21 protein-coding genes are annotated in these 25,346 nt (G+C 65.9%); 11 read left to right on the forward strand and 10 right to left on the reverse strand.

The features are described from left to right. Positions 1-190 precede the first annotated feature (190 nt). Together rpsO and E3O45_RS15910 are read left to right on the forward strand one after the other, a co-directional pair. Positions 191-460, forward strand: coding sequence for a 30S ribosomal protein S15 (gene rpsO, locus E3O45_RS15905; RefSeq protein WP_092112143.1), 270 nt, complete (start codon positions 191-193; stop codon positions 458-460). 168 nt (positions 461-628) lie between these two features. After that, positions 629-2,158 carry an amino acid permease gene (locus E3O45_RS15910; RefSeq protein ID WP_134444394.1) on the forward strand — a complete coding sequence of 510 codons (1,530 nt, stop codon included), beginning with the start codon at positions 629-631 and terminating at the stop codon, positions 2,156-2,158. On the opposite strand, the gene E3O45_RS15915 is transcribed toward E3O45_RS15910, so the two are convergent. Next, entirely contained in the window at positions 2,155-3,375 is a 1,221-nt protein-coding gene (locus E3O45_RS15915; protein WP_134444396.1) for a GAF domain-containing protein, read from the reverse strand. The genes E3O45_RS15910 and E3O45_RS15915 overlap by 4 nt on opposite strands. 165 nt (positions 3,376-3,540) lie before the next feature. Between E3O45_RS15915 and E3O45_RS15920 the strand changes: the two genes are divergently transcribed. From E3O45_RS15920 to E3O45_RS15935, 4 genes are all read left to right on the forward strand, one after another. Then, positions 3,541-4,659 carry an LLM class flavin-dependent oxidoreductase gene (locus tag E3O45_RS15920; protein ID WP_134444398.1) on the forward strand — a complete coding sequence of 373 codons (1,119 nt, stop codon included), beginning with the start codon at positions 3,541-3,543 and terminating at the stop codon, positions 4,657-4,659. Between the two features lie 150 nt (positions 4,660-4,809). Continuing rightward, positions 4,810-7,098 carry a polyribonucleotide nucleotidyltransferase gene (locus tag E3O45_RS15925; protein ID WP_104132399.1) on the forward strand — a complete coding sequence of 763 codons (2,289 nt, stop codon included), beginning with the start codon at positions 4,810-4,812 and terminating at the stop codon, positions 7,096-7,098. A gap of 168 nt (positions 7,099-7,266) precedes the next feature. Next, the gene (locus E3O45_RS15930) at positions 7,267-8,112 is read left to right on the forward strand and encodes an SGNH/GDSL hydrolase family protein (protein ID WP_134444399.1); all 846 of its coding nucleotides are present in this window, start codon (positions 7,267-7,269) and stop codon (positions 8,110-8,112) included. 87 nt (positions 8,113-8,199) lie between these two features. Further along, positions 8,200-8,535 (forward strand): helix-turn-helix transcriptional regulator, encoded by a 336-nt coding sequence (locus tag E3O45_RS15935; protein ID WP_198414356.1) that lies wholly within the window; start codon positions 8,200-8,202, stop codon positions 8,533-8,535. A 17-nt stretch (positions 8,536-8,552) separates the two neighbouring features. On the opposite strand, the gene E3O45_RS15940 is transcribed toward E3O45_RS15935, so the two are convergent. From E3O45_RS15940 to E3O45_RS15970, 7 genes are all read right to left on the reverse strand, one after another. After that, positions 8,553-10,103: an NADH-quinone oxidoreductase subunit C gene (locus E3O45_RS15940; RefSeq protein WP_134444401.1), complete on the reverse strand. Its 1,551-nt coding sequence runs from the start codon at positions 10,101-10,103 to the stop codon at positions 8,553-8,555. Positions 10,104-10,129: 26 nt separating this feature from the next. Continuing rightward, positions 10,130-11,593: a proton-conducting transporter membrane subunit gene (locus E3O45_RS15945; RefSeq protein ID WP_092449962.1), complete on the reverse strand. Its 1,464-nt coding sequence runs from the start codon at positions 11,591-11,593 to the stop codon at positions 10,130-10,132. Next, complete coding sequence (locus E3O45_RS15950; protein WP_092449961.1) at positions 11,593-12,252, reverse strand: hypothetical protein; 660 nt, start codon at positions 12,250-12,252, stop codon at positions 11,593-11,595. Before E3O45_RS15950 ends, E3O45_RS15945 begins: the two co-directional genes overlap by 1 nt. Positions 12,253-12,264: 12 nt before the next feature. Then, positions 12,265-13,236 carry a respiratory chain complex I subunit 1 family protein gene (locus tag E3O45_RS15955; protein ID WP_134444402.1) on the reverse strand — a complete coding sequence of 324 codons (972 nt, stop codon included), beginning with the start codon at positions 13,234-13,236 and terminating at the stop codon, positions 12,265-12,267. Further along, positions 13,233-15,311: a proton-conducting transporter membrane subunit gene (locus E3O45_RS15960; protein ID WP_134444404.1), complete on the reverse strand. Its 2,079-nt coding sequence runs from the start codon at positions 15,309-15,311 to the stop codon at positions 13,233-13,235. Before E3O45_RS15960 ends, E3O45_RS15955 begins: the two co-directional genes overlap by 4 nt. Further along, positions 15,308-15,793 (reverse strand): NADH-quinone oxidoreductase subunit B family protein, encoded by a 486-nt coding sequence (locus E3O45_RS15965; RefSeq protein ID WP_092449957.1) that lies wholly within the window; start codon positions 15,791-15,793, stop codon positions 15,308-15,310. The genes E3O45_RS15960 and E3O45_RS15965 overlap by 4 nt, the downstream gene beginning before the upstream one ends. 188 nt (positions 15,794-15,981) lie before the next feature. After that, complete coding sequence (locus tag E3O45_RS15970; protein WP_104132405.1) at positions 15,982-16,446, reverse strand: Lrp/AsnC family transcriptional regulator; 465 nt, start codon at positions 16,444-16,446, stop codon at positions 15,982-15,984. 131 nt (positions 16,447-16,577) lie between these two features. Between E3O45_RS15970 and pdhA the strand changes: the two genes are divergently transcribed. From pdhA to E3O45_RS15985, 3 genes are read left to right on the forward strand one after another with little or no spacing between them, the layout of a single operon-like run. Then, positions 16,578-17,672 (forward strand): pyruvate dehydrogenase (acetyl-transferring) E1 component subunit alpha, encoded by a 1,095-nt coding sequence (gene pdhA / locus E3O45_RS15975; RefSeq protein ID WP_134444406.1) that lies wholly within the window; start codon positions 16,578-16,580, stop codon positions 17,670-17,672. After that, positions 17,669-18,718, forward strand: coding sequence for an alpha-ketoacid dehydrogenase subunit beta (locus tag E3O45_RS15980; protein WP_134444407.1), 1,050 nt, complete (start codon positions 17,669-17,671; stop codon positions 18,716-18,718). Before pdhA ends, E3O45_RS15980 begins: the two co-directional genes overlap by 4 nt. Further along, positions 18,715-20,181, forward strand: coding sequence for a dihydrolipoamide acetyltransferase family protein (locus E3O45_RS15985; RefSeq protein ID WP_134444409.1), 1,467 nt, complete (start codon positions 18,715-18,717; stop codon positions 20,179-20,181). Before E3O45_RS15980 ends, E3O45_RS15985 begins: the two co-directional genes overlap by 4 nt. A gap of 103 nt (positions 20,182-20,284) precedes the next feature. On the opposite strand, the gene E3O45_RS15990 is transcribed toward E3O45_RS15985, so the two are convergent. Continuing rightward, positions 20,285-21,883, reverse strand: coding sequence for an HNH endonuclease signature motif containing protein (locus E3O45_RS15990; protein WP_134444411.1), 1,599 nt, complete (start codon positions 21,881-21,883; stop codon positions 20,285-20,287). Between the two features lie 347 nt (positions 21,884-22,230). On the opposite strand from E3O45_RS15990, the gene E3O45_RS15995 reads away from it, so the two are divergent. Further along, positions 22,231-22,893, forward strand: a complete 663-nt coding sequence (locus tag E3O45_RS15995; RefSeq protein WP_134444412.1) for a VOC family protein — start codon at positions 22,231-22,233, stop codon at positions 22,891-22,893. A gap of 129 nt (positions 22,894-23,022) precedes the next feature. Here the strand turns inward: E3O45_RS15995 and E3O45_RS16000 are convergent, their stop codons facing one another. Next, positions 23,023-23,622: a TetR/AcrR family transcriptional regulator gene (locus tag E3O45_RS16000; RefSeq protein ID WP_092449943.1), complete on the reverse strand. Its 600-nt coding sequence runs from the start codon at positions 23,620-23,622 to the stop codon at positions 23,023-23,025. 113 nt (positions 23,623-23,735) lie between these two features. Between E3O45_RS16000 and E3O45_RS16005 the strand changes: the two genes are divergently transcribed. Beyond that, on the forward strand, positions 23,736-25,343 hold the full coding sequence (locus tag E3O45_RS16005) for a carboxyl transferase domain-containing protein (RefSeq protein ID WP_134444475.1): 1,608 nt from the start codon (positions 23,736-23,738) through the stop codon (positions 25,341-25,343). The last annotated feature ends 3 nt before the right edge of the window (positions 25,344-25,346 follow it).

Genomic DNA, 25,346 nt, shown 5'->3' on the forward strand with positions numbered 1-25,346 from the left:
CGTTCCCCCACTGTAGCGCTATGAGCGGGCGGGAATAGACCGGGCGCATGGCACCAAAACGGGAGGGTGTGCCGGTTTTACCCGGGTGCTCTGCTAAGGTATCAAGGTTGCCGTTCAACGGCCGCGGATAAAGAGAGCTCAGGCATCCTGCCAAGGGCACCGCGCAGTGAGAGAAAGGGGATCCCACTTTATGGCACTCGAACCAGATGCTAAGAAGGCGATCATCGAAAAGTACGCTACCCACCCAGGCGACACCGGGTCCCCGGAAGTTCAGATTGCAATGCTCACGCAGCGCATTCTTGACCTCACCGAGCACCTGAAAGAGCACAAGCACGACCACCACTCACGTCGTGGCCTGCTTCTTATGGTTGGTCAGCGTCGCCGTCTGCTCGGTTACCTGTCGGACATCGACATCACTCGGTACCGCACACTGATCGGCAGCCTCGGCCTGCGTCGCTAATTTCGCGCAGTTTAATTGCACGAAGCGAATGCAGCGTTGACAACGCGAACTTCTTCACAACGGGCCGTCACCTTTTAGGTGGCGGCCCGTTGTGCGTCCCGCCGCCGAGCGGGGGTAGAACAGCGGCTTGCTAACATAGGTGGTTGGCAATAACGAACGGAAATCAGCATGAGTCTTAGGCGCACCAAGAGTATTGAAGATTCGATAGCAGACTCGCTGGAAAAGGGCCACAGCCTCAAACGCACCCTCGGCACCTGGGACCTCATGATCATGGGCGTAGCGGTCGCCGTCGGAGCTGGAATCTTCTCGGTCGGCGCCAAGGCAGCCGGCAGCTACGCCGGTCCCTCGGTCACCCTGGCCTTCCTGCTCGCCGCCTTCACCTGCGCCCTCGCGATCATGTGTTACGCCGAGTTCGCCTCGGCCGTGCCCGTCGCCGGGTCCGCCTACACCTTCACCTACGCGACCCTCGGCGAGCTGCTCGCCTGGATTATCGGCTGGGACCTCATCCTCGAGATGCTCACGGCTGCCGCCGTCATCGCCAAGTACTGGGGCATCTACCTCAGCACCGTGTTCGATCTGGCCGGCTGGAACATTCCAGCGACGATCACCGTGATCGGCCTCGACGTCAGCTGGGGAGCTTTCGTCATCGTCGCCATCTTCACCGCCCTGCTCGTGCTCGGCACCCAGCTCTCCGCCCGCGTCGCCAGCGTCTTCACGATCATCAAGGTCGCCATCGTGGTCTTCGTCATCATCGTCGGCGCGTTCTTCATCAACACCGCGAACTATACGCCGTTCATTCCGGCCGAAGTTCCCAGTGCCGGCGGCGAGGGCGACGTCTGGATGCAGTCCCTGTTCTCCTTCATGACCGGGGCGGCCCCGGCGCAGTTCGGCCTGTTCGGCCTGCTGGCCGGTGCATCCCTGGTGTTCTTCGCGTTCATCGGCTTCGATGTGGTCGCCACGAGCGCCGAAGAGGTCAAGAACCCGCAGAAGACCCTGCCGCGCGGCATCTTCGCCGGCCTGGCGATCGTCACGGTGCTCTACCTCGGCGTCAGCCTCGTCCTCACCGGCATGGTTCCGTACACCGTACTGGCCGACGACCCGAACGCCTCCCTCGCGACCGCATTCGTCGCGGTCGGCGCCGGCTGGGCCGCGCAGGTGATCTCGATCGGAATCCTGGTCGGCCTCACCACCGTGATCATGGTGCTGCTGCTCGGCCTGTCCCGCGTGCTGTTCGCCATGAGCCGCGACGGGCTGCTGCCGCGCTGGCTCAGCGTCACGAGCGAAAAACGCCGCACGCCGGCGCGCATTCAGATCATCTCCGGTACCGCCGTCGCTCTCATCGCCGGGCTCACCGACGTGGGGGTGCTCGAAGAGATGATCAACATCGGAACACTGTCGGCCTTCGTGCTGGTGAGCATCGCCGTCGTCGTGCTCCGCAAGAAGCGTCCCGACCTGCCGCGCGCGTTCAAGGTGCCGTTCTCGCCGGTGTTGCCGATCCTGTCGGCCGTGCTCTGCGTCTGGCTGATGCTCAACCTGACCACCCTCACCTGGGCACGGTTCGGGGTGTGGCTGGCCGTCGGGTTCCTCGTCTACTTCGCCTACGGTCGCCGCCACTCCGTGCTCGGCATCAAGCAGCGTGCGGCTGCTGCCGAAGCGGCCAGGGTCGAAGCTGGCGCCGCGACCAAGCGCGTCGACTAGCCGGCGAACTCGCCGTTCGTGTTCATCTCTTCCTGAATCATGAGGGCGAGCTGGCGCAGGAGGACAGCATCGACCCCCGAGTCCGCGCGCGGTTCCGGATCGAACACGCCGAGGGCGCCGAGGCGCTCGCCCGAGGCTGCTTCGATGGGGAATCCGGCATAGAAACGCATGTGGGGCGCGCCGGTGACGAAGGCTTTGCGCCGCAGGCGTTGATCGGCGAGCGTGTCGGGCACGATGACGGCACCGCGTGCGCGCATGACCATCGCCGACATCGAATCGCTCCAGGCTGGGGTCGGCAAGGCGGGGCCGATACTCGACCGAATCTGCAGGCGATTACTGTCCCGAATAGCGAAGAGAGCGGATGCCGTACCGAAAGACTGCTGCGCCAGCGCCACAATATGATCCAACCGGGTGTCACAGCCGCGTCCGAGGCGGCGCTGGTCACCGCCACGGATGGGCGCCGTCCTGGGCGGTGCATCGGTGGATCCGAGCGGTACCGGATAGCGGCTGCGCTGCACGACGTCCAAACGCCCCGCCATCTTCTTGGCCAGAAATTCGCCCCAGTGGCGATAATCGGTGGAATCCGACAGACCAGCGGAGGCTAGAAACTCGACGTCCGCCACGGGGACAAAAACGGAGCGACGCATCGACAGGCAGACCCGTTCGGTGATCGCGTCGAGCGATCGGGCGTGCCGATCGGCGATTGTTCCGCCGAGGCTGTTGAAGATCGGAATGGCACGAATGGGTTGGATACCCTGAACGTAAATGTACGCGCTGTCATTCGTGTGTCGCTCGACAAAATTCAGGAGTCGAGTGAGGTCGGCCTGCCAAGTTCGTTCGGCCGTGAGGTGCAGGGCGTCACCGACGCCCAGAACGACGACGATCGCATCGAGGCGTCGAAGGTCAGCCCCGCGCAGTTGTACCTGCGCGGAGGCCAGCAGCCCGATCGAGCTGGCAATGAGGGCGACGTCCGCTCCGCGCTGCGTGCGCCCCGAAAGCGCCCGAGCGAGCGAACCGGGCAACGCGAGGTCGTGGCTGCTGACGCCCCAGCCGGCGGCCGGCCCGCTGCCGAGCACGAGAATGCGATCGCTGTCGATGCCGGGGGAGTGGGCCACCGGGGTGTCGCTGGGCTGCGGAATGGTGACGCTGCCCTGCATGCTGATCGCGGCCCAGGTACGCATCATTCCGGCTGCCGCCACCCGCGCGAGTCCCTGCATCGGCGCATCCTCATTTCAGTCACTAACACTTTGACTGACACTGGAACGCGTGCCACCCATTCTCATGGCACCAGTTCGGGGCGGTTTACTGCCGGGAATGCGGTCAACCCGGCCGCAGTTGCTGGTAATATCAATGCAAACGCATTGATTTTCCTGGAGGTTTACATGCAGTTCGGAATCTTCACCGTCGGCGATCGCACCGTTGACCCCACGACCGGGCGGGAACCGTCCGAGCACGAGCGCATCTCGGCAATGGTCACGATCGCCCAGAAGGTCGAAGAAGTCGGCCTCGACGTCTTCGCCACCGGTGAGCACCACAATCCGCCCTTCGTGCCGTCGTCCCCGACCACCATGCTCGGCTACATCGCAGCAAAGACGCGCCGCATCATCCTCTCGACCGCGACCACCCTGATCACGACCAACGACCCGGTGAAGATCGCCGAGGACTACGCGATGCTGCAGCACCTGTCCGAGGGTCGGGTCGATCTCGTGCTCGGTCGCGGCAATACCGGCCCGGTGTACCCGTGGTTCGGCCAGGACATCCGTCAGGGCATCCCGCTGGCCCTGGAGAACTATGCGCTGCTACGTAAACTCTGGCGTGAAGACGTGGTGAATTGGCAAGGCCAGTTCCGCACCCCGCTGCAGGATTTTCAATCAACGCCGCGCCCGCTCGATGGTGTGCCGCCCTTCGTCTGGCACGGCAGTATCCGCAGTCCGGAGATCGCCGAGCAGGCCGCCTTCTACGGTGACGGCTTCTTCGCCAACCACATCTTCTGGCCGGCCAGTCACACCCAGAAAATGGTCGGTTACTACCGCGAGCGGTTTGAGCACTACGGACACGGATCCGCCGAGCAGGCCATCGTCGGTCTCGGCGGCCAGATCTTCATGCGCAAGAATTCCCAGGACGCCGTGAACGAATTCCGTCCCTACTTCGACAACGCACCCGTCTACGGACACGGCCCGTCGCTGGAAGACTTCACCGAGCAAACCCCGCTCACCGTCGGCAGCCCGCAGCAGATCATCGACCGCACCCTCGGTTTCCGCGACTACGTCGGGAACTACCAACGCCAGCTCTTCCTCATGGATCACGCCGGTCTGCCGCTGAAAACCGTGCTGGAGCAACTTGACCTTCTGGGCGAAGAGGTCGTGCCGGTGCTCCGCCGCGAGTTTGCCAAAAATCGACCGGCCACCGTGCCTTCCGGGCCCACCCACGCCTCATTGTCGGCCGCCGCAGCGGCTGTGCCCATCGGAATGACGGATGCTGCCACGCCGGTTGCCGGCTAGGCCGTCGGCCTGATGGGCGCTTTCTAACAGGTCTGTTAGAATTGGCGGGGTTGATTGTGAGATCAACCCGTCCAACTCGCCTGTCATACGGGCACGCGAGCCTTCGTCGCCAGCATGGCGAGAAGCAAACTTAAAGGAGAAAACCCCCACATGGAGGGTCCAGAAATCACGTTCGCTGAAACCGTTATCGATAACGGCAAGTACGGCAAGCGCACCATCCGTTTTGAAACCGGGCGTCTCGCCCAGCAGGCGCAGGGTTCTGCCGCCGCCTACATTGACGACGAGACGATGCTGCTCTCCGCCACGAGCGTCAGCAAGCAGCCGAAGGACAACTTCGACTTCTTCCCGCTCACCATCGACGTTGAAGAGCGCATGTATGCAGCCGGCCGCATCCCGGGCAGCTTCTTCCGCCGCGAAGGTCGTCCCTCGACCGACGCCATCCTCACCTGCCGTCTGATCGACCGGCCGCTGCGCCCGTCGTTCGTCGATGGTCTCCGCAACGAGATCCAGGTTGTCATCACCGTTCTGGCCATCGAGCCCGACGAACTGTACGACGTGCTCGCGATCAATGCGGCCTCCATGTCGACGCAGCTCGCCGGTCTGCCGTTCTCCGGACCGATCGGTGGCGTTCGCGTCGCCCTCATCCCGGACGAGAACGGTGGCGGCCAGTGGGTTGCCTTCCCGAAGCACTCGCAGCTTGATGACGCCGTGTTCAGCATGGTCGTCGCCGGCCGTGTTGTCACGGACGCCAACGGCGCGCAGGACGTCGCGATCATGATGATCGAGGCCGAAGCGACCGACGCAGCCTGGAACCTGATCAAGGGCGGCGCCATCGCGCCGAACGAAGCCGTCGTTGCCCAGGGCATCGAGGCTTCCAAGCCCTTCATTAAGCAGCTCGTCTTCGCGCAGCAGCAGGTAGCGGATGCCGCCGCCAAGCCGACCGCCGACTTCGCGCTCTTCCCGCCGTACCAGCCGGCCACCTACGACGCGGTCGCCGCGCTGGCCTACGACCAGCTCAAGACGGTTTACACGATCGCCGACAAGGTCGAGCGTCAGAACGCTGACGACGCGCTCAAGGCATCCGTCAAGACCGCCATCGCGGCCAAGGTTGAAGCCGGCGAGCTCGACGCGAGCGCCAACAACCAGGTCAACGCGGCGTACAAGTCGGTCACCAAGCTCGTCGTTCGCTCACGCGTGCTCAACGAGGGCATCCGTATCGACGGTCGTGGACTGGCGGACATCCGTCCGCTCGATGCCGAGGTTGCGGTCATCCCGCGCGTGCATGGTTCGGCCATCTTCCAGCGCGGTGAAACCCAGATCCTGGGCGTGACCACGCTGAACATGCTGAAGCTCGAGCAGTCGATCGACTCGCTGAACCCGGTCACCAAAAAGCGTTATATGCACAACTACAACTTCCCGCCCTACTCGACCGGTGAAACCGGCCGGGTCGGAACGCCGAAGCGTCGCGAGATCGGCCACGGAGCGCTCGCTGAGCGTGCCCTGGTCCCCGTGCTGCCCACGCGTGAGGAGTTCCCGTACGCTATCCGTCAGGTCTCCGAGGCGCTCAGCTCCAACGGTTCCACCTCGATGGGTTCCGTCTGCGCTTCGACCCTGTCGCTGCTGAACGCCGGAGTGCCGCTGCGCGCCCCGGTCGCCGGTATCGCCATGGGCCTGATCAGCGACACCGTTGATGGTCAGACCCGTTACGCGGCGCTGACTGACATTCTCGGTGCCGAAGATGCCCTCGGCGACATGGACTTCAAGGTTGCCGGTACGAGCGAGTTCATCACCGCGATCCAGCTGGACACCAAGCTCGACGGTATTCCCGCCTCGGTCCTGGCCGGCGCGCTGAACCAGGCGAAGGATGCCCGCACCACGATCCTCTCCGTGTTGAACGCGGCGATCGACGCTCCCGACGAGATGGCGCCCACCGCGCCGCGCGTCATCAGCGTGCAGATCCCGGTCGACAAGATCGGCGAGCTGATCGGCCCGAAGGGCAAGACGATCAACTCGATCCAGGACACCACCGGTGCCGACATCTCGATCGAGGAAGACGGCACCGTGTACATCGGCGCCGTCGACGGGCCGTCAGCCGAGGCCGCTCGCGCCCAGGTCAACGCCATCGCGAACCCGACCAACCCCGAGGTTGGCGAGCAGTTCCTCGGAACCGTCGTCAAGATCGCCGCGTTCGGTGCCTTCGTTTCGCTGCTCCCGGGCAAGGATGGTCTGCTGCACATCTCCGAAGTGCGTAAACTTGCTGGTGGCAAGCGCGTCGAGAACGTCGAAGACGTGCTCGGCGTCGGCCAGAAGGTGCTCGTGGAAATCACGAAGATCGATGACCGTGGCAAGCTCTCGCTCGCTCCGGTGCTCGATGAGGCTGCTGACACCGAAGGTCGCGCTGCGGCTTCCGACAGCGCAGACGCTTCAGTCGAGGTTTAGTACTGACGAACACCTTGCCCCAATAGATCTCCCGATCACCTCTCGCCAGGTCGGTCGGGTAGACGGAAGGCCCGCACTGCTTGCAGTGCGGGCCTTTTCGCGTTCCTGACGCGAAAGAAGGCCCGCGCACGCCTTGTTGAGGCCCCGCACCGGGTCTACGTTCGTGGCATGACAAATCAACGATTGGCTTCACGGTTTTTGCCTCGCCTCGGCGCTGTCGCCCTGGTCACTGTTGCCCTGCTGGCCGGTGCGGTGAGCGCCCCGGCGCTCGCGCAGACCTCTCCGTCCGTCAAGGCCTCCGCAACCAGCTATGTCGCTCTCGGCGACTCGTTCACCTCGGGTCAGGGTGCCCCGCCCTACGTGCTGGACGGCACCGCGTGCCTGCGTTCCAAGCGCGCCAGCTACCCGATCTTCGCGGACCTGGTTAGTCCGTTCAAACTCGTGTCGAACAAAGCCTGTTCCGGAGCCAGCACAGTGGATGTTCCCGCTCAGCTTCTCGGGGTCAGCCAGAGTACCGCTCTGGTCACGCTGACCGTCGGCGGCATCGATGCCGGCTCCACCATCGTTTTGGCGGCGTGTGCGCCCGACCCGGCCGGCCCGGTCTGCCTCGACGCCATCCAAGACAGCGTGGCTCAGCTGAGCGTTCTGGCCCCCAAGCTCGTGGGCACCTACGGTCTCGTGGCGGCGACGTTGCCGCAGGCGAAGATCGCGGTGCTCAGTTATCCGCGCCAGTTCAAGCCGGGATTCTCCCCGCTGGGCGACGTGCTCAATGGTGCCACCGACGCGCTGAACACTGTTATCGCGGGATCCGTCGCGGCGATGGCGACGCCACGCATCCACTTTGTCGATGCCGCGCAGGAATTCGCCGCACACGGCATCGGGTCGCGCGTTCCATACTTTGCATTTGATGCGCTGAACCCGTTCGCGCCGGCCAACTTTCACCCGAACGCGCTTGGCAATAGCCTCGGTTACACTCGTGCCCTCGTGAATGACGGGGTGCTGCGCCTCCGCTAACGGCGATTCAGCGTACGTATTCAGCGTTCCGTATTCAGCGGGAGCCATCTAATTGAAAGAATCATTAGGTAGCGATATACTGAAACTGTGTTGTCTTCTGGTCTGCCCGCCGCCCAATTGAAGTCCGACCTGTTCAAGGCGCTCGGGCATCCGTTGCGGGTGCAGGTTTTGGAACAGCTCGTCGCCGGTGAACGCTCGGTGGGGTCACTCGCCGAGGCACTCGGCTGCGAGCTGTCCAACCTGTCGCAGCAGCTCGGTGTGCTACGGCGGGCGGGAGTCGTGGTGACCCGGCGCGAGGGCAACTCCATCTTTTATGCGCTGCGCGACCAGGGCGCGGTGGAGCTGCTGGCCGCGGCCAAGCGCATGGTGCTGGCCAGCCTCACCGACTCGCACGCACTGCTGCGCCACCTCGAGCAGGAGTAACACCCGCGCGACGCGGCCTACAGGTCGTTGCCGGCGTAGGAGAGGTTGAAGCTCTTATTGGTGAGCGGAAAGTCGGGAACGATCGTTTCCGACAGGGCCTGCGGCACGGCGGGCCAGTTCAGGAACGACGGGTCGACGATCTTGACCCGGGCGAGCGTGCCGTCGGCGGCGAGCTCGACTCGGTGGGTTGCCGTACCCCGCCAGGCCTCGACGAGGGCCAGCCCGGTTCCGGCCGCGGTCGGGTTGACGCTGTACGCGGTCCCCGTGTGCCCCTGCAGTCGTTTAAGCAAGTCCAGCACGATGGCGGTCGACACCTCGACTTCCCGAGCGCGCACGGTGTAGCGAGCCAGCACGTCGCCGCCGTCCTCGGTCACGATGTGAAAGACCTCGCCGAGATTGACGAACGGATGCTCAAGGCGAGCGTCGGTCTGGATCCCGGAGGCGCGGGCGACGTAGCCGAGCGTGCCAAGCGTGGTCGCATGGGCCCGGGACAGGCGGGCCGTGCCGGTGAAGCGGCCGCGCACGATGGCGTGGCCGAGCGTGATCTCGGCCAGTTCGGCCATGTCGGCGGCAATGCGAGCCAGATCGTCGGCGTTCGGCAGGGCGGTGACCCTCGTGCCACCGATGCTGAGAGCGCCGCGGAGCAGGCGGTGCCCGGTGACCGATTTGTTGATGCGCATGAGCTGCTCACGCAGGCCCTGAGCGTGCGCGTCGATGATGCCGAAGCCGACATCGTTGGCGAGTGAGCCCAGGTCGGTGATGTGGTTGTACAGCCGCTCCAGTTCCAGGAGCAAGGCCCGCAACAGCCGGTCGGGTTCGGAGACCGGGGTGCCGGTGGCCTGCTCGACGGCCATGACGAAGGCGAGGGAGTGGCCGACGGCCGTGTCCCCGCTGATCTGCTCGGCGAGCAGCACGCCCTCAGCCGCGTTCTTGCCCTCGAAGACCTTCTCGACGCCGCGGTGCAGGTACCACTGGCGCGCTTCCATGCGCACGATCGTCTCGCCGACGACCGAGAACCGAAAGTGTCCGGGCTCGATGATCCCGGCGTGAATCGGTCCGACGGCGATCTCATAAACCCCGGGACCTTCGACCGGGACGAACGGGAAGGATTCCACGTCGGGCTCGAACTCGGGGACGACCGAGTTGGCCTTGAGCATCGGATACCAGCCGCGCGGCCAGTGGCCGTGGCGCACCAACCGGTGGGGCTGCGGGTGATCCCGCGGCTCGACACCGTACAGATCGCGAATCTCCCGCTCGAAGTTCCCGGCCGAAAACGACAGTTCGGCGAGGCTGGGAATCCAGGCGTCCGTGCGTGGCACGCTCACTGACAGATCAGCGCGCAGGGACGGGTCTGCTCCGACAAAGGAATACACGATGCGAAACTGGTCGCTGTCTTCGTGGCAGGCGATCAGGGCCAGACGACTGCCGGCATCCAACAGGGCACCGGCTGTCGTCGCCAGCTTCGAACGGTCGAGGTGGCGTAGCTCGGCACCGTCGCCGGCGGCCAGGCCGCGTTCGGTGGAGCGGCCGGAGGCCAACTCATCGGCGGCGTGGTCTTCAGGCGTCATGTCATGGGCTCGTCGGTCATCGCGCATCAGTTGGTACCTCCCAGAACGGCTGTGGCCTGCAGCAACAGAGTGCCGACCGGCTCGGCCACGAAGGCGATCGTCGCTGTGGTCGCCAGGGCCAGGATGATGGGCAAAATTGGGCCGTGGGTGGAATAGTCCGGCGTGAACGCCTGGGGGCTCGGGGGCACGGTGGCCGCGGGAGCGCCGATGGTCATCTGCACGGTCAGCCGGGTGAAGGCGGCGAAGATGACGAGCAGCAGCAGGAGGGCCGCGCCGACGACTCCGCCGAGTCCCACCGACCAGCCGGCCATGATGATGCCGACCTCGGAGAAGAAGATGCTGAACGGGGGAAAGCCAACGATCGCCGCCATCGCCATCAGCCAGGGGATGGCGAGCCCGGGTCGTCGCACCAGCAGAGCCCGCACATCGGCGATCACCGGGGTGCCCTCGATCTTCAGGATGCGTCCGGAGATGACGAACAGGGTCGCCTTGATCAAGCCGTGGCCGAGAATATAGAGCAACACCGACGGGAGGGCAGCCGGGCCGATGGCGACACCGATCGCCATGAGCCCCATGTGTTCGATGCTGGAGTAGGCGAGCATCCGCTTGTAATCGCGTTGCCGAATGAGCAGGGATGCGGCAACGAGCAGGGACAGCAGCCCGCCGATGCAGAGCATGGTGCGCAGAAACTCCGGACCGATCACGAGGTTGGTGATCGACTGGATGCGCAGGATGGCGTAGAGGGCGACCGAGAGAAGTACGCCGGACATGAGGCCGGAAACGGGAGCCGGGGCCTGGCTGTGGGCATCCGGCAGCCAACTGTGCATCGGGGCCAGGCCGGACTTGGTCGCGAATCCGAGCACGGCCAGGGCGCCGCCGGCGGTGATGAGTGCTGGGTCGAGGCCGAGGTCGGCCTGGCTCAGTAGACGCCAGGACAGGGTGGGGGTGTCGGTGCCGACCGAAGCGGCGTAGATGAGCACGATGCCGAGCAGCGCGATCGCGACACCGACCGAGCCGAGGATGACGTATTTCCAGGCGGCTTCGAGCGACCGCCGGGTGCGGTGGTGGCCGACCAGAAAGGCGGTGGCGATGGTCGTGGCTTCGACGGCCGCCCACATCAGGCCGATGCTGTCGGCGAGCACGGCGAGGGACATAGCGGCCAGGAACAGGGCGATAAGCGCTTCGTAGCCGGCGGCATCCCGGGTGCGGCTCGACGCCGCGCTACTGAGACCACCCCAGGTGGAGACGAGTCCGACCGCTCCGACGACACTGAGCATATAGGCCGAGAGAGCATCGGCGCGCAGCATGCCGCCGCCGGCGGAGGGCACATCGCCGCCCAGCACGGCACCGATCAGGAACAGGCCGGAAACCAGCACGGCGCTCGATGCGGCGACACCGACGAAACGGCGGAGCGAAGACCCGCGCAGCAGCAGGCTGAGACCGGCGAAGACGAGTGGGCCGACGAGGGGCATCCACAGAATAACTGACATCAATCGTGCAACTCTCTGAGCTGATCGACGGCGGTGCCGCCGAACTTGGTGCGCATGCGGCCGGCAAAAACATGCAGAATGAGCACGACCAGCAGCACGTCGAGGGAGACCGCGAACTCGAGCAGAATCGGTACGCCGCCGCTGGTCAAAAACGCGATGGTGGCAATTCCGTTGTCGAGCAGTAGAAAGCCGATGAGCTGCGAGCGGGCGCGACGCCGACTGATCAGCAGCAGGAAGCCGATCAGGACCATGGCCAGCCCGATCGGGGCGGCATGGCCTGTCGTGGTGTCGCCGAGCCCGAAGATCCGGCTGACGACGACGTAGCTGAGAATCGTCAGGAGCGTGACGGCCAGCAGAGCGGCGGTCGGATTGAGCCGGGGTGACTCCTGAATCTGCTTGATCGACGCCTTGGACTGGTGCGCGAGCACCCAGGGCAGTCCGATGCCCTTGACCGAGAGGATGAGCAGCGACACGAGCACGAGTTCGGACTCACCCTCGGCGATGCCGATCACCGCAACGAGCGCGGCGAGGGCGACGCCCTGCAGCGCGAGCAGACGGATGGACGCGAGCAGCGAGTGTCGCCAGACCATGAGCGCGCTGGTCAGCAGCAGGGCTCCGGTACAGAGACCGATCAGTTGCGGAAAGAAGGTTTCAAACACGACGGATGCTCCTCAGGCGACCAGGTAGGAGGCAGTGACGGCCAGGAAGGCGAGGGCGAACGAGCCCGCGAGCAGCTCGGGCACCTGGAACAGGCGTACCTTGGCGAGAAAGATCTCGCCGACGCTGAGCAGCACCCCCAGCACCAGCACCTTCACGGCGATCGAGACGACGCCAATCAGGAGGCCCAGGGCGCTGAAATCGGTGACGACACCCCACGGCACGATCAGGTTGCTGACCAGGCCGAGTAGGGCAGCCAGCTTCAGCCAGGAGCCGACTTCGAGCCAGGCGAGGTCGCGTCCGCTCGCTTCGAGCGTCATCGCCTCGTGCAGCATGGTCACTTCAAGGTGGGTGCCAGGGTTATCGATGGGCAGTCGGGCGGTCTCGGCCATGATGGCGATCGACAGCGCGACGAGGGCCAGCACGCTGACCGGCGAGATGATCAGCTCGGGGGAGAGCAGCCGGGTTTCAACGATGACCGACAGGGTGCTGGTTCCGGCCGGAATCGAGAACGCGTAGACCGAGAGCAGCAGGGTCGGCTCAACCAGCGCGGCAACCGTCATGTGTCGGCTGGACCCCATGCCGCCGAAGGCGGTACCGCCGTCGAGGCCGACCAGGGCGAGGGCGACGACGCCGATCAGCATGATGGAGACAATGACGAACAGGTCGCTGGGAATCAGCGCGAACGGAATCGTGCCCACCAGCGGCAGCAGCACGCAGAGCAGCAGGCTCGACACGACCAGGGCGACCGGACCGACTCGCAGCATCCAGCTGCTGTCGGTGCCGCGCACCGGGTTCTTCGCGAGGAGCTTGCGCAGGTCGCGCCAGGGCTGCCAGATTCCGGCGCCCGCGCGGCCCTCGATGGTGGCTCGCACCTGCCGGATCACACCCATCAGCAGCGGGGCGAGGAACACGAACAAGACAACCTGCACAAGGGCGATGATGATGGCGCTGACGTCCGTGGCATTCGCGTCGTAATTGTTCATAGGGAGACCACAATCAGCACGATCAGCAGCGCGACAAAGGAGTAGGAGAGGTAGCGGTGGATGCTGCCGTTGGCGACGTGCCGCACGACCACGCCGTAGCGCTGGAACAGGTTGAGCACCGGACGGTACAGCCGGGTCTCGATCACATCGGAGACGCTCTGTTCCACCCGCACGCGTTCCACCAGATAGCGGGACTCGGCCACGTGGGTGACCTGCACGTCACGGGAGGGCTTGAGCACGTCGTCGAAAACGCGAACCAGCGGCTCCGCATACGACGTCGCGGTGTACTGCATGCGTGGCCGGGCTCGAGATCCGCCGCCACCCCAGGGCAGGTCGACGATACGGTGCGGATGCCGGCGGGCCGAGACGATGATCGCGACGATCACCGGGATGGCGACGAGGGCCGACAGGACGACGAGCATGATCGGGTCGAGCACCGCGCCGATGCCCGGCAGCGATACCCCGCCCAGTCCGACCGACCGCACCGCGGCCGTCGGGTCCGAACTGACCGTGGTCGCTACGAGGGCGGCGATCGGTCCCGGCAGCAAGCCGAGAGCGAGTACGGCCAGGGCGCCGAGGGCGAGTGAAATGCGCATCAGCGCCGGCACTTCCCGGGCATCCGCTGCGGCGGTGCTTCGTGGCCGGGCCAGGAAGGCGATGCCGTAGGCCTTGACGAAGGTGAGCAGGGCCAGCCCCGCGGTCAGGGCGATCACGGCGACGGCGAGCGGCATAGCGACGGATGCCGCGACCGAGACGACCGCCCCATCGAGGCGACCGCCGTGAATGAGGGACTGCAGCAGCATCCACTCGGCGACGAAACCGCTCGTGATCGGGATGGCGGCCGCGCCGAGGCTGGCGATGCCGAACGCGGCGGCAGTGACGGGCATACGGGCACCGAGGCCGCCGAGCCGGTCGAGGTTGCGTTCGCCGGTGGCGTGGATAATGGCGCCAGCACCGAGGAACAGCGTGGACTTGAATGCGGCGTGGCTGACGGCGAGCAGCAGGGCGGCGACGAGCGCGGCATCCGCTGCCGCTTGCGCGTCGTAGCCGCGCAGCAGCATGCTCGCGCCGAGGCCGAGAAAGACCAGACCCATGTTCTCGGTGGTCGAGTACGCCAGCAAAACCTTGAGGTCACTCGACACGGAGGCCTGCAGAATACCGTACAAAGCGGATGCTCCACCGACCAGCATGATCGCGATGCCCCACCAGGCCGGACCGTCGGGCAGCAGACGCACGCAGACCAGCAGGCCGCCGTAGACGCCGATCTTGACCATAGCGCCGCTCATCGCAGCCGAGACGTGGCTCGGGGCTTCGGGCAGTACCCGGGGTACCCAGACGTGCAGCGGAACGAGTTCGGCCTTGCCGCCGAAACCGAGCAGGAACAGGACAAAGGCGACGTTCGCGGCCCAGCCACCGGGTTCGATCGCCTGCAGGCTGGTGAAGCTGGTGCCGCCCGAAGCGGCGGCGAGCACGGCGAATCCGGCGAGGATGAAGAAGAAGCTCAACTGCGACATGGCTGAGTACCAGATGCCGGCCGAGGCGACCGAGGCGCGGCTGGCGTGATCGGCCAGCAGGAGCACGGTGGAGCCGAGGGTCATGACCTCCCAGGCCAGCAGGAACGACACCGAGTCGGTCGCCGCGGGAACGAGCTGCATGCCCACGAGGAACACCGGCATGGCGACCCAGGCGGTGCGGCTCGCGTCGGGTCCGCTGGTCGAGCTCATCGAGTAGAGCGAGACGAGTATGCCGACGCCCGACACGATGAGCATGAACAGACCGCCGAGACGGTCGGGGGCCAGCAGCAGTGGGTCCATCGGCAGGGCCAGGGGAATAAGCAGGCCGCCGGTCGAGCCGAGCATCGCGGCGAGGCCGGTGACGAAACCGGTCACGGCGATCAGGGTGCAGAGGATGCCGCCGGCCCGCGACCGCAGGGACGGTGCGGCCAGCAGGGCGGTCACCACGGCCAGCGCGCCGAGGCCCAGTTGCAGCAGGAGCCCGGCTCCGATGCCCGTTTGCAGGAGCAGGCCCGTTCCGGTCTCGGTGTGCAGCAGGAGCCCGGCTCCGCTACCGGTCATCGGCCGGTCATCCGGCGCAGGGCCTGCACGATCTCGGTCGGTTCCGGCGGACTGCCCGGTACCTCGATATCGACGTGCACGAAATCAGAAACGGGCCCCATAATGCCGTAGCCGTCGCGGAAGGCGCCACCGTGGATGGCGCAGTCGCCGACCACGATCACAAACCGGGGGGTGGGGGTGGCCTCGATGGTGCGGCGCAACGGTTCGGCCATATTGCGGGTCACGCTGCCGACGATGAGCAGCACGTCGGCATGCCGCGGCGAGGGCACCAGGCGGACGCCGTAGCGTTCCACGTCATAGACCGGGCCGAACGCGGCAGAAACTTCCAGGGCGCAGTCATTGCAGCCGCCGGCGTTGATGTAGCGCACTTGTACGCTTCCGCCGAAGACTTCGGCTCCGGGAAACAGGGGCGGGGCGGTCGGTGCCGGTTCGGCGATACGTCCGCCGTGGCGAATGAGCGTGGCCAATCGAAGGAAGCTCATCGGAGCCCCTGGTCTGCATGCATGTTCACGAAGCTGGAGCCTTCTGTGGGGAGCGTGAAAGTCGAAGGTGCTGGGCAGGCGACGGATTCTGCGGTGCGTCTGGTTGGGTGCAAGACTACCAGCGCGATTAACTTCATTACTTCTTTATATAACTATATGAAGAATTTAGCAAATAGATCGAATCGTGCTTAGGCGTGCCGGTCGAGCAGCGGGGTGAGGCGATACGGGATGACCTCGCCCATCGCGAGCGAGGTTTCGGTGCGCTCGACCCCATCACAGGCGAGGATCGTGCCATCGATCCGAAACAGATCAGCGGCATCCGTGCAGACCACGCGCACGAGCAGATCGGCCTGCCCGCTCATGCCGTGCGCCTGCACGATTTCGGGAATTTTGGCGAGATCGATCACGATTTGAGCGAGGCGCTTCTGCTGCACATGCACCTCGATGAACGCGGTCAGCGGGTAGCCCAGAGCGGCCGGATTGATGCGGCGGTCGAAGCCGAGAAAGGCGCCCGAATCTTCCAATCGCTTCATGCGGGCCTGCACGGTGTTGCGCGACAGCCCCAGGGTGTCGGCGAGGGCGACGAAGGTGCTGCGCGGGTCCGCCGAGAGGGCTTGCAGGAGCTGTGTGTCGGTCTTGTCAAGGCTATACATAGTGCAAAACTTTAACACGGTCCGACGAGTCTGAATAGGGCACTCTGCTCACTTTTTTCGTCAGTGGTTGTGCTCCCTGCGGGGTCGACATAGGCTCACGTCAACTTTAGCAATGACGCTCGGAGCGAACCATGATTGATTTCTCCCCTCAGCTGGTGCAACTTCTCTCGCTTGACGGCGAGCGGATGCCCCGGCCCGACTTCGACCCGTGGGTCGACGATCTAGACGGGCCGGCACTGCTGGCCCTGTACCGCGACATGGTCGTAGTGCGCCGGATCGACACCGAGGCGACCGCCCTGCAACGCCAGGGCGAACTCGGACTGTGGCCGCCGCTGCTCGGCCAGGAAGCCGCGCAGATCGGCTCGGCCCGTGCCTTGCGTGACGATGATTTCATCTTTCCGAGCTACCGGGAGAACGCCGTCGCCTACTGTCGCGGCGTCAACCTGACCGACATCGTCAAGGTCTGGCGCGGCAACGCCCAGTCCGGCTGGGATCCCTACACGGTCAATATGGCCACGCCGAACATCATCATCGGCGCGCAGACCCTGCACGCCACCGGGTGGGCGCTCGGCGCCCAGCGCGACGAAGTCGACTCGGTCGCCATCACCTACTTCGGCGACGGCGCCACCAGCCAGGGCGACGTCAACGAGGCCATGGTTTTCGCCGCAAGCTTTCAGGCCCCGGTGGTTTTCTTCTGCCAGAACAACCAGTGGGCCATCTCCGAACCGGTCGGGCTGCAAGCACACCGCAATATCGCCGATCGGGCACCGGGCTTCGGCATCCCGAGCCTGCGCATCGACGGCAACGACGTGATCGCGGTCATGGCGGCGACCAGGATCGCCCTCGACCGGGCCCGCACCGGCGGCGGCCCCACCTTCATCGAAGCGGTCACCTACCGCATGGGACCGCACACCACAGCGGATGACCCCACCCGCTACCGCGACCCGGCCGAACTCGCCGAATGGAAGACCCGCGATCCGCTGCTGCGGCTGCACCGGCTGCTGGAGCGGCTTGACGTGATCACCCCAGAGGTCGAAACCGAGACCCAGGCCATCGCCGACCAGGTGGCTGCCGAACTACGCGCCGGCTGCATCGGCCTGGCCGACCCACAACCGCTGAGCGTGTTCGACCACGTGTACACCACCCCTAACGCGACCCTCGAGCGCCAGCGCACCGACTATGCCGGCTACCTCACGAGCTTCGGCACACCTGGAGAAGGACGATGACCATGACCACCCTGATGACCCCCGCCAGCTTGCCCGGCCTTGATGCCCCGAAACCGGTCCCACTGACCGAGACCAAGACCCTCACCGTGGGGAAGGCAATTAATGAGGGCCTGCGCCAGGCTATGCTCGACGACCCCAAGGTGGTGCTCCTCGGCGAGGACATCGGGGCCCTCGGCGGTGTCTTTCGGGTCACGAGCGATCTGCTCGCCCAGTTCGGCGCTCGCCGGGTTATTGACACACCCCTGGCCGAATCCGCGATTATCGGCACCGCGGTCGGACTGGCTTACCGCGGCTACCGCCCGGTCTGTGAGATTCAGTTTGACGGTTTCATCTTTCCCGGCTTCGACCAGATCGTCAGCCAGGTCGCCAAGTTCCACTACCGCACTCAGGGGGCCGTGCGCATGCCCATCACCATTCGGGTGCCGTTCGGCGGCGGCATCGGCGCGGCCGAACACCACTCCGAATCACCGGAGGCCTACTTCACCCACACCTCCGGCCTGCGGGTGATCGCCGTCTCCAACGCTCAGGACGCCTACAGCCTCATCCGGCAGGCCATCGCGAGCGACGACCCGGTGCTCTACTTCGAGCCCAAGCGTCGCTACCACGTCAAGGGCGAGGTCGTTCCCGAGCTCGGCGCCCCGATGGAGCAGGCCGTCATCGTCACTCCGGGAACGGATGTCACGCTCCTCACCTATGGCGCGCTGGTGTCGACCGCGAAGGATGCGGCGCTCGCTGCGGCCGACGAGGGCGTGTCGATCGAGGTCATCGACCTGCGGTCGCTGTCCCCGGTGGATTACGCGGTGGTGGAGGCATCCGTTCGCAAGACCGGGCGCTTGGTCGTGACCCACGAGGCGGCCCAGTCGGGTGGACTCGGCGGCGAGATCATCGCGACCGTCACTGAACGCTGCTTCAGCTATCTGGAATCCGCCCCGGTGCGGGTGACCGGCTTCGACGTGCCGTATCCGCCGGCCAAGCTCGAAAGTCACCACCTGCCCGACCTGGACCGCATTCTCGACGGCGTCGACCGGGCGATGGGGCGACGATGATCAAGGTCTTCAAGCTGCCCGACCTCGGTGAGGGGCTCACCGAATCAGAGATCGTCGCCTGGCTCGTGGCGCCGGGCGATGCGGTCACGCTCAACCAGCACATCGCCGACGTCGAAACGGCCAAGGCCGTGGTCGAACTGCCGAGCCCGTTCGCCGGTGTTGTGAGCGAGCTGCACCGTCCGGCCGGTGTGGTCGTGCACGTCGGCGAGCCGATCGTCAGCTTCGACGTGGGTGGCGACGCCGACACCCCCGATACCGGTGAAACGGATGCTGCGGCCCCCGCCCACGCCGAGAAGCGCGAGGCCAACCTGGTCGGTTACGGACCTGCCGTCGAGAGCGGCGGGCACCCGCAGCGCCGGGCCCGGCCGGGTGACGGCGTGACGGTCTCAGCCGGCGGGCCCGCCGTTGCTGAGGCTGATGGTTCCGCTGGCGGTCAGCCCGCTGGCAACACGGCAGTGCCGGCTGCGTCCGTCGGCCGGGCAGCCCCGGGAACGTCTGCCGTCACCGACCGGGCAGCGGCAGCCCCCGGAACGCCTGTCGTCTCCGACCAGCCCGCCGCAGCATCCGTTGCAGACCGGCCGCGCTCGACCCCGCCGGTGCGCGCCCTGGCCCGCGATCTCGGTATCGACCTCACCACGGTCACCGGGACCGGGCGTGACGGCCTGATCACCAGAGATGACGTGCGCGCCCACATCACCGAGTCGGTGCCGGCGACCGGTCTGCCCGTATCGACGCCCGACGGATCCGGGTCAGGAGTGTTCGAGCGTGAGACTCGCGCGCCGATCAAGAGCCTGCGCAAGCTCACGGCCAAGGCCATGGTGCAGAGCGCATTCACGGCGCCGCACGTGACCGAATTCCTCACCATCGACGTCACGCCGACCGTGGAACTGCTCGATTCCCTGCGCGCTGACCGGGCCTTTGCCGATGCCGGCATTGGAATCCTGACCGTGGTGGCCAAAGCACTCTGCCTCGCCGTTGGCCGCACGCCCGCGGTGAACACCCGGTGGGATGAATCGGTCGGCGAAATCGTTCAGTTTCACTACGTGAACCTCGGCATCGCCGCGGCCACCCCGCGTGGACTGATGGTGCCGAACATCGTCGACGCCGACCGGCTCGACCTGCGCGGCCTCGCCGCGGCGCTCGCCGAGCTGACGACGGCGGCCCGGGCTGGCACGACAGCCCCGGCGGCACTGTCCGGCGGCACGATCACGATCACGAACATTGGGGTGTTCGGCATCGATGCCGGAACGCCCATTTTGAACCCGGGGGAGGCGGCGATCCTCGCGATGGGCGCCATCCGTTCGCGGCCCTGGGAGTATCGCGGTCAGATTGCGTTGCGCAAGGTGCTCACGCTCAGCCTGTCGTTCGATCACCGTCTGGTCGATGGCGAGCAGGGCTCCCGCTTTCTCGCCGACATCGGCACCATCCTCGCCGACCCCGGTCGGGTTCTGACCATGGTCTAGCCCCCTCACAGCACGGCGGAGGTGCGGTGGCGCTGACAGGCGCCCTGGTCCGTTGATCCAGGTCTTGCACCAGCAGCGTCAACCGCTCTAATCCGCATGGATTTCACGTGCGCCAGGGCGGTTCGGGGCTGGGAGTGTTGGCCCGGTGGCTTTGTCCGGGGCGCCACGTCTGAGACGGGTCCCAGATCAGAGGGCCGCGTACTTGAGGCCGACCGTCTTTCATGCGAATTTTCCATCCACTGGTATCAATCGTGTGGTGATGGAACCAACACAGGAGACACCCATTGTCGACGTTGGTCGGTCCGCCCTTTCCGGCCGGGAGTACGTGGTGGATTTCGGTCCAGCGGGCGGGGATGGTGCAGCCAGGGATGATGCAGCCTCCGTCGCGGGCGGCGATGGCGGCGCGCTGTTTGGGGGTGAAGCAGCGGACTTTGTCGCCGAGGTAGAGCACATCGCCGTTGTCGCCGACGATGACTTTTTGGGCGCCGCCGGAGCAGATGGTCTCTTTTACCCGGCGCATGCTGACGGGGGCTTCGACGCCGTCGATCCAGCCGACGCCGCGGCCTGCGTTGAGGTCGGTGGCGTTGACGTGGATCATGACGGTGGGGGCGGCGCCGCCCATGGTCGGGGTTTTGGGGTCGCGCGCGGCCGCTTGGAAGACGTCGCGGAGGATGTCGGCACGTTTCTCACCCGCAGTGCGGCGGTCCCCGTCGAAGCGCGTGTCCCCGCTGTACTGTTCAGAGCTGTATTGTTCGGCGCCGTACTGGTCGGCGCTGTATTGTTCGGCGCTGAAGCGTTCGGTGTTTCCGGCTGCCTCATCAATACCATCTAGTGTGGCGCCGTCGGTGCTGCCGTCAGTGCTGCCGTCGAGGGACTCGGTGGGCCGGAACATGGGGGTGCGTGACCTGGCCGACAGGTAGGTGTCGAAGAGGTTGTCCATGATGCCGCGCAGTTCGGGGGTGACGTCGGCCCGCAGCGGGTAGAGCCCGTTGCGCAGCAGCCCGAACGTCAGGGTGCTCGTCGCCTCGGTCACGTCGTCGTTCGGGGCGGTGCCGTCGGGGTCGAGGCGGGCTTGCCATTCCATTGCCTGCGCGCGCAGCACGTCGGGGGCGAAGCGGATGCCCGCGCCGGGCAGTCCGGCCGTCTCCGGGGTGATGGCACCAGTGGCGGTGGCGACGAGGGCGCGTTCAACTCGGTCGAGGTCGCCCGGCAGGACTTTCCCCTGGAGGGCGGTGAGGGTGCTGGCGATGATCTCGGCTGATTCCACCCCGAGTTCGCCGCTGCCCAGGCCGTCGGCGATGACTGGGTACCGGGCGGGGATGGGCAGGCCGAGTGGGGTGCGTTCCACCGCGGTCTCACCGAGCTTGAGGCGCCGTTTGGCCTCGCGGCCGGAGATGCCGGCGAGCTGAGTGATGAACTCGACCCGGTTGCGGCATCCGTTCTGGTAGGCCAGCGACCCGTTGCCGAGGTCGGTTTCGGCGCGCACACCGATGTCGGTGGTAGCGCGTAGCCTGGCCCCATCGACCTTGCGGCCCAGCCCTTCCAACGCCGCGAGAACGGCAACAGCTTCGGCATCGTCGAGGTGACCAAACCGCACGCCATCGATCACAGAAGCGAGCAACGCACAGGCCTGGGCAATGACCGAAACGCGGGACCCCTCTGGTACGGAGCCGGCTGCGGCGGGCGGGGCAGTGAGGGTCATGGCGTCGATGCCTCCTTCACCCACGATTATAGCCGACAACAACCCCAAATGCGAGTAAATCTCACCCTTTTGGTGACCTGAAATCAGAAATTAATTCGCATCCGAGAGCGGTTGAACTGTTGCTTCGGCCTTCCTGGAGCAACCGTTGCCCCGTTTTCGCGAGCTCAGGCAGACGCGCAACGCCGTAGTATCCGCGCAGGGCCGTGACGGCCTACTGCCGACCATCCGTCATGGCTTCGATTGCCGGGTCAGTACGGGGTAGGCGGATCACCATCAAAGCTTGCGCAATCGGGTTTCAGTCGACGCGGGCAGTTGACCCGGGTGCGGCGGCGGAGGACAGTTGAGGCATGAACGCTCACGGTGCACTCCTCGCCCCCTTCACGACGAAGAAGCAGTTGACGGGCACCGCTTTTGTGCACCTCGACGGAGTCCTGCACGCCGCTTTCCGCACCAAGGACTTCGCCTCCGCCCTGGAACTGGTCAACCGGGTCGGCGACGTGGCCGAGTCGATGAACCACCACCCCGACGTGCGCCTCGGCTACGGCAGCGTCTCACTCACCCTGACCTCGCACGATGCCGGGGGAGTCACCGCGCGTGACCTAGAGCTCGCCGTGCGAGTTCAGCAGATCGCCGATACCCTCGGTGCCACTGCCCACGACCAACAGCCGACCCGCTACGACATCGCGATCGACTGCACCGACGCGGATGCCGTGCGCCCATTCTGGCGGGTCGGCCTCGGCTATAACGAAGTCGCCGGCGACGACGGCATCGAACTCGTCGACCCGCGCGGCCTCGCCCCGAAGGTCTGGTTTCAGCACATGGAAATCGCCCGCACCGCCCGCAACCGCATCCACCTCGACGTCTACGTTCCGAGTGACGATGCCGAAGACCGGGTCGCGGCCGTACTAGAAGTCGGCGGCGTGCTGCTCACCGACGAACACGCACCCGACTGGTGGGTACTCGCCGATGTCGAAGGCAACGAGCTCTGCGTCTGCACCGCCGCCTTCTGACGCCGCTTTCCGGCTGGTCTTGAGGTGTGGACTGCGTTCTGGTTCCGTAGGGCGCGACCGTCACGGGTCGCGATTCCGACCGCAGCCCGATCCGTACGTCATTAACGAGGAATACTGCGCTCGGGATCGCTAGGCGCTCGGCAGGCCCAGAGCCGCGAGCGCCATCTCCTCGAGCAGGGCGCGCACGGCGGGCTGCGCCGAGGTGCGGGCGCTGTGTGGTGTTGAGTTCAGTAGCCCGAAGGTCGCATGGGCCCGAATGCGGAGCAGGGCTTCGTCGCCCGAGGGGTGCACGCGCTTCAGTACCTCCACCCAGAGTTCCACATACTCGCGCTGCAGCAGCCGCACCCGGTGGCGGTCGGCCTCGGCGAGGCTGTCCAGGTCGCGGTCCTGCACTCGGATCACATCGGGGTTGGACAGGGCGAAGTGCACGTGAAAGCGCACCAGCTCGCGCAGGGCGGCCGCGGCATCCGTTGTTTCGGAAACGACCGCATGGCCGCCGGCCACGAGATCCTGGCTCACGTCGATGAGCAGCGCAGCGAGCACGGCCTGCTTGCCGCTGAAATGTCGGTAGACGGCGGGCCCGCTCACTCCGGCGGCAGCGCCGAGGTCTTCGATCGAGACCCCGTTGAATCCGGATTGGGAGAAGAGCGTGGCCGCGGCGCTGAGCAGGGCCGAACGACGGTCGGCTTTGGCCTGGCTGCGCGGCGTCGTTTCTATCGGGGCGCTCATGGGAACCTTTCAACTAGACATTTCAGTTAATCCCGACTAACCTGAATTTCAGTTAGTAATCACTAACTGTAGTTGATGCCGGGTGCTCTGGCCTCACCAATGGGAAGATGTCGATGGAGACACTCACGAGTCAGCTCGACTCCTCTGCTCAAGCCTTTGTCACCAATGACGCCGCCCAGCGGCAGCTCGTGACCGACCTGAAACAGCGCCTCGCCACTGCCGCGCTCGGCGGGCCGGAGAAGTCCCGGCAGCGTCACCTCGCCCGCGGCAAGCTGTTGCCGCGCGAGCGCATCGACCAACTGCTCGACGAGGGCAGCCCGTTTCTCGAGATCGCGCCGCTCGCCGCGACCGGCCTGTACAACGACGACAGCCCCGGCGCTGGCGTCATCGCCGGCATCGGGCTCGTGCACGGCCGCTACGTGCTCGTGATCTCCAACGACGCCACGGTCAAGGGCGGCACCTACTACCCGATGACGGTGAAGAAGCACCTGCGGGCCCAGGAAATCGCCCTCGAGAACCGACTGCCCTGCATCTACCTCGTCGACTCCGGCGGCGCTTTTCTGCCGATGCAAGACGAGGTCTTCCCCGACCGCGACCACTTCGGCCGCATCTTCTACAACCAGGCACGGATGTCCGCGGCCAAGATCCCGCAGATTGCCGCGGTGATGGGATCCTGCACCGCCGGAGGCGCCTACGTTCCGGCGATGAGCGACGAGACCGTGATCGTGCGCAATCAGGGGACCATCTTCCTGGGCGGCCCGCCGCTCGTGAAGGCCGCGATCGGCGAGATCGTCACAGCGGAGGAGCTCGGCGGTGGCGACCTACATGCCCGCGTCTCCGGCGTCACCGACCACCTCGCCGAAAACGACGAGCACGCCCTGCAGATCGTGCGCGACATCGTCTCCACCCTGCCGCGCGTTCAAGCCCCGGCGTGGCAGGTGCTGCCCGCCATCGACCCGGTCGCCGACGAGAGCGAACTCTACGGAGCCGTCCCGGTCGACGTGCAGGGCCAGTATGACGTGCACGAAGTCATCGCGCGCCTCGTCGACGGCAGCGAATTCCACGAATTCAAACGCGAGTACGCCACCACGCTGGTGACCGGGTTTGCGCACATCCACGGCCACCCGGTGGGCATCGTCGCCAACAACGGCATCCTGTTCGCCGACTCCGCGCTCAAGGGTGCCCACTTCATCGAGCTGTGCGACCAGCGCGGCATACCGCTGCTCTTTCTGCAGAACATCTCCGGGTTCATGGTCGGTAAGGACGCCGAGGCCGGCGGTATCGCCAAGCACGGCGCCAAAATGGTCACCGCCGTCGCCACCACCCGGGTGCCCAAACTCACCGTCGTCATCGGTGGCTCCTTCGGCGCCGGCAACTATTCCATGTGCGGCCGGGCCTACTCGCCGCGCTTCCTCTGGATGTGGCCGGGCAGCCGCATCTCCGTGATGGGCGGCCCGCAGGCCTCCGCCGTGCTCGCGACCGTGAAGCGGGAGCAGATCGAGGGCGGCGGTGATGAGTGGTCGGCCGAGGCCGAGTCCGCGTTCAAGGACCCGATCCTGGCAAAGTACGAGACCCAGGGCAGCCCGTACTATTCCACCGCCCGGCTCTGGGACGACGGCGTCATCGACCCCGCCGACACCCGCACGGTGCTCGGGCTTGCCCTGGCCGTCTGCGCTACCGCGCCGCTCGGCGAGTCCGCCTTCGGCCTCTTCCGAATGTGAGTG

It is taken from the genome of Cryobacterium sp. TMS1-20-1 (genome assembly GCF_004402355.1).
Taxonomy (GTDB): Bacteria; Actinomycetota; Actinomycetes; order Actinomycetales; family Microbacteriaceae; genus Cryobacterium; species Cryobacterium levicorallinum.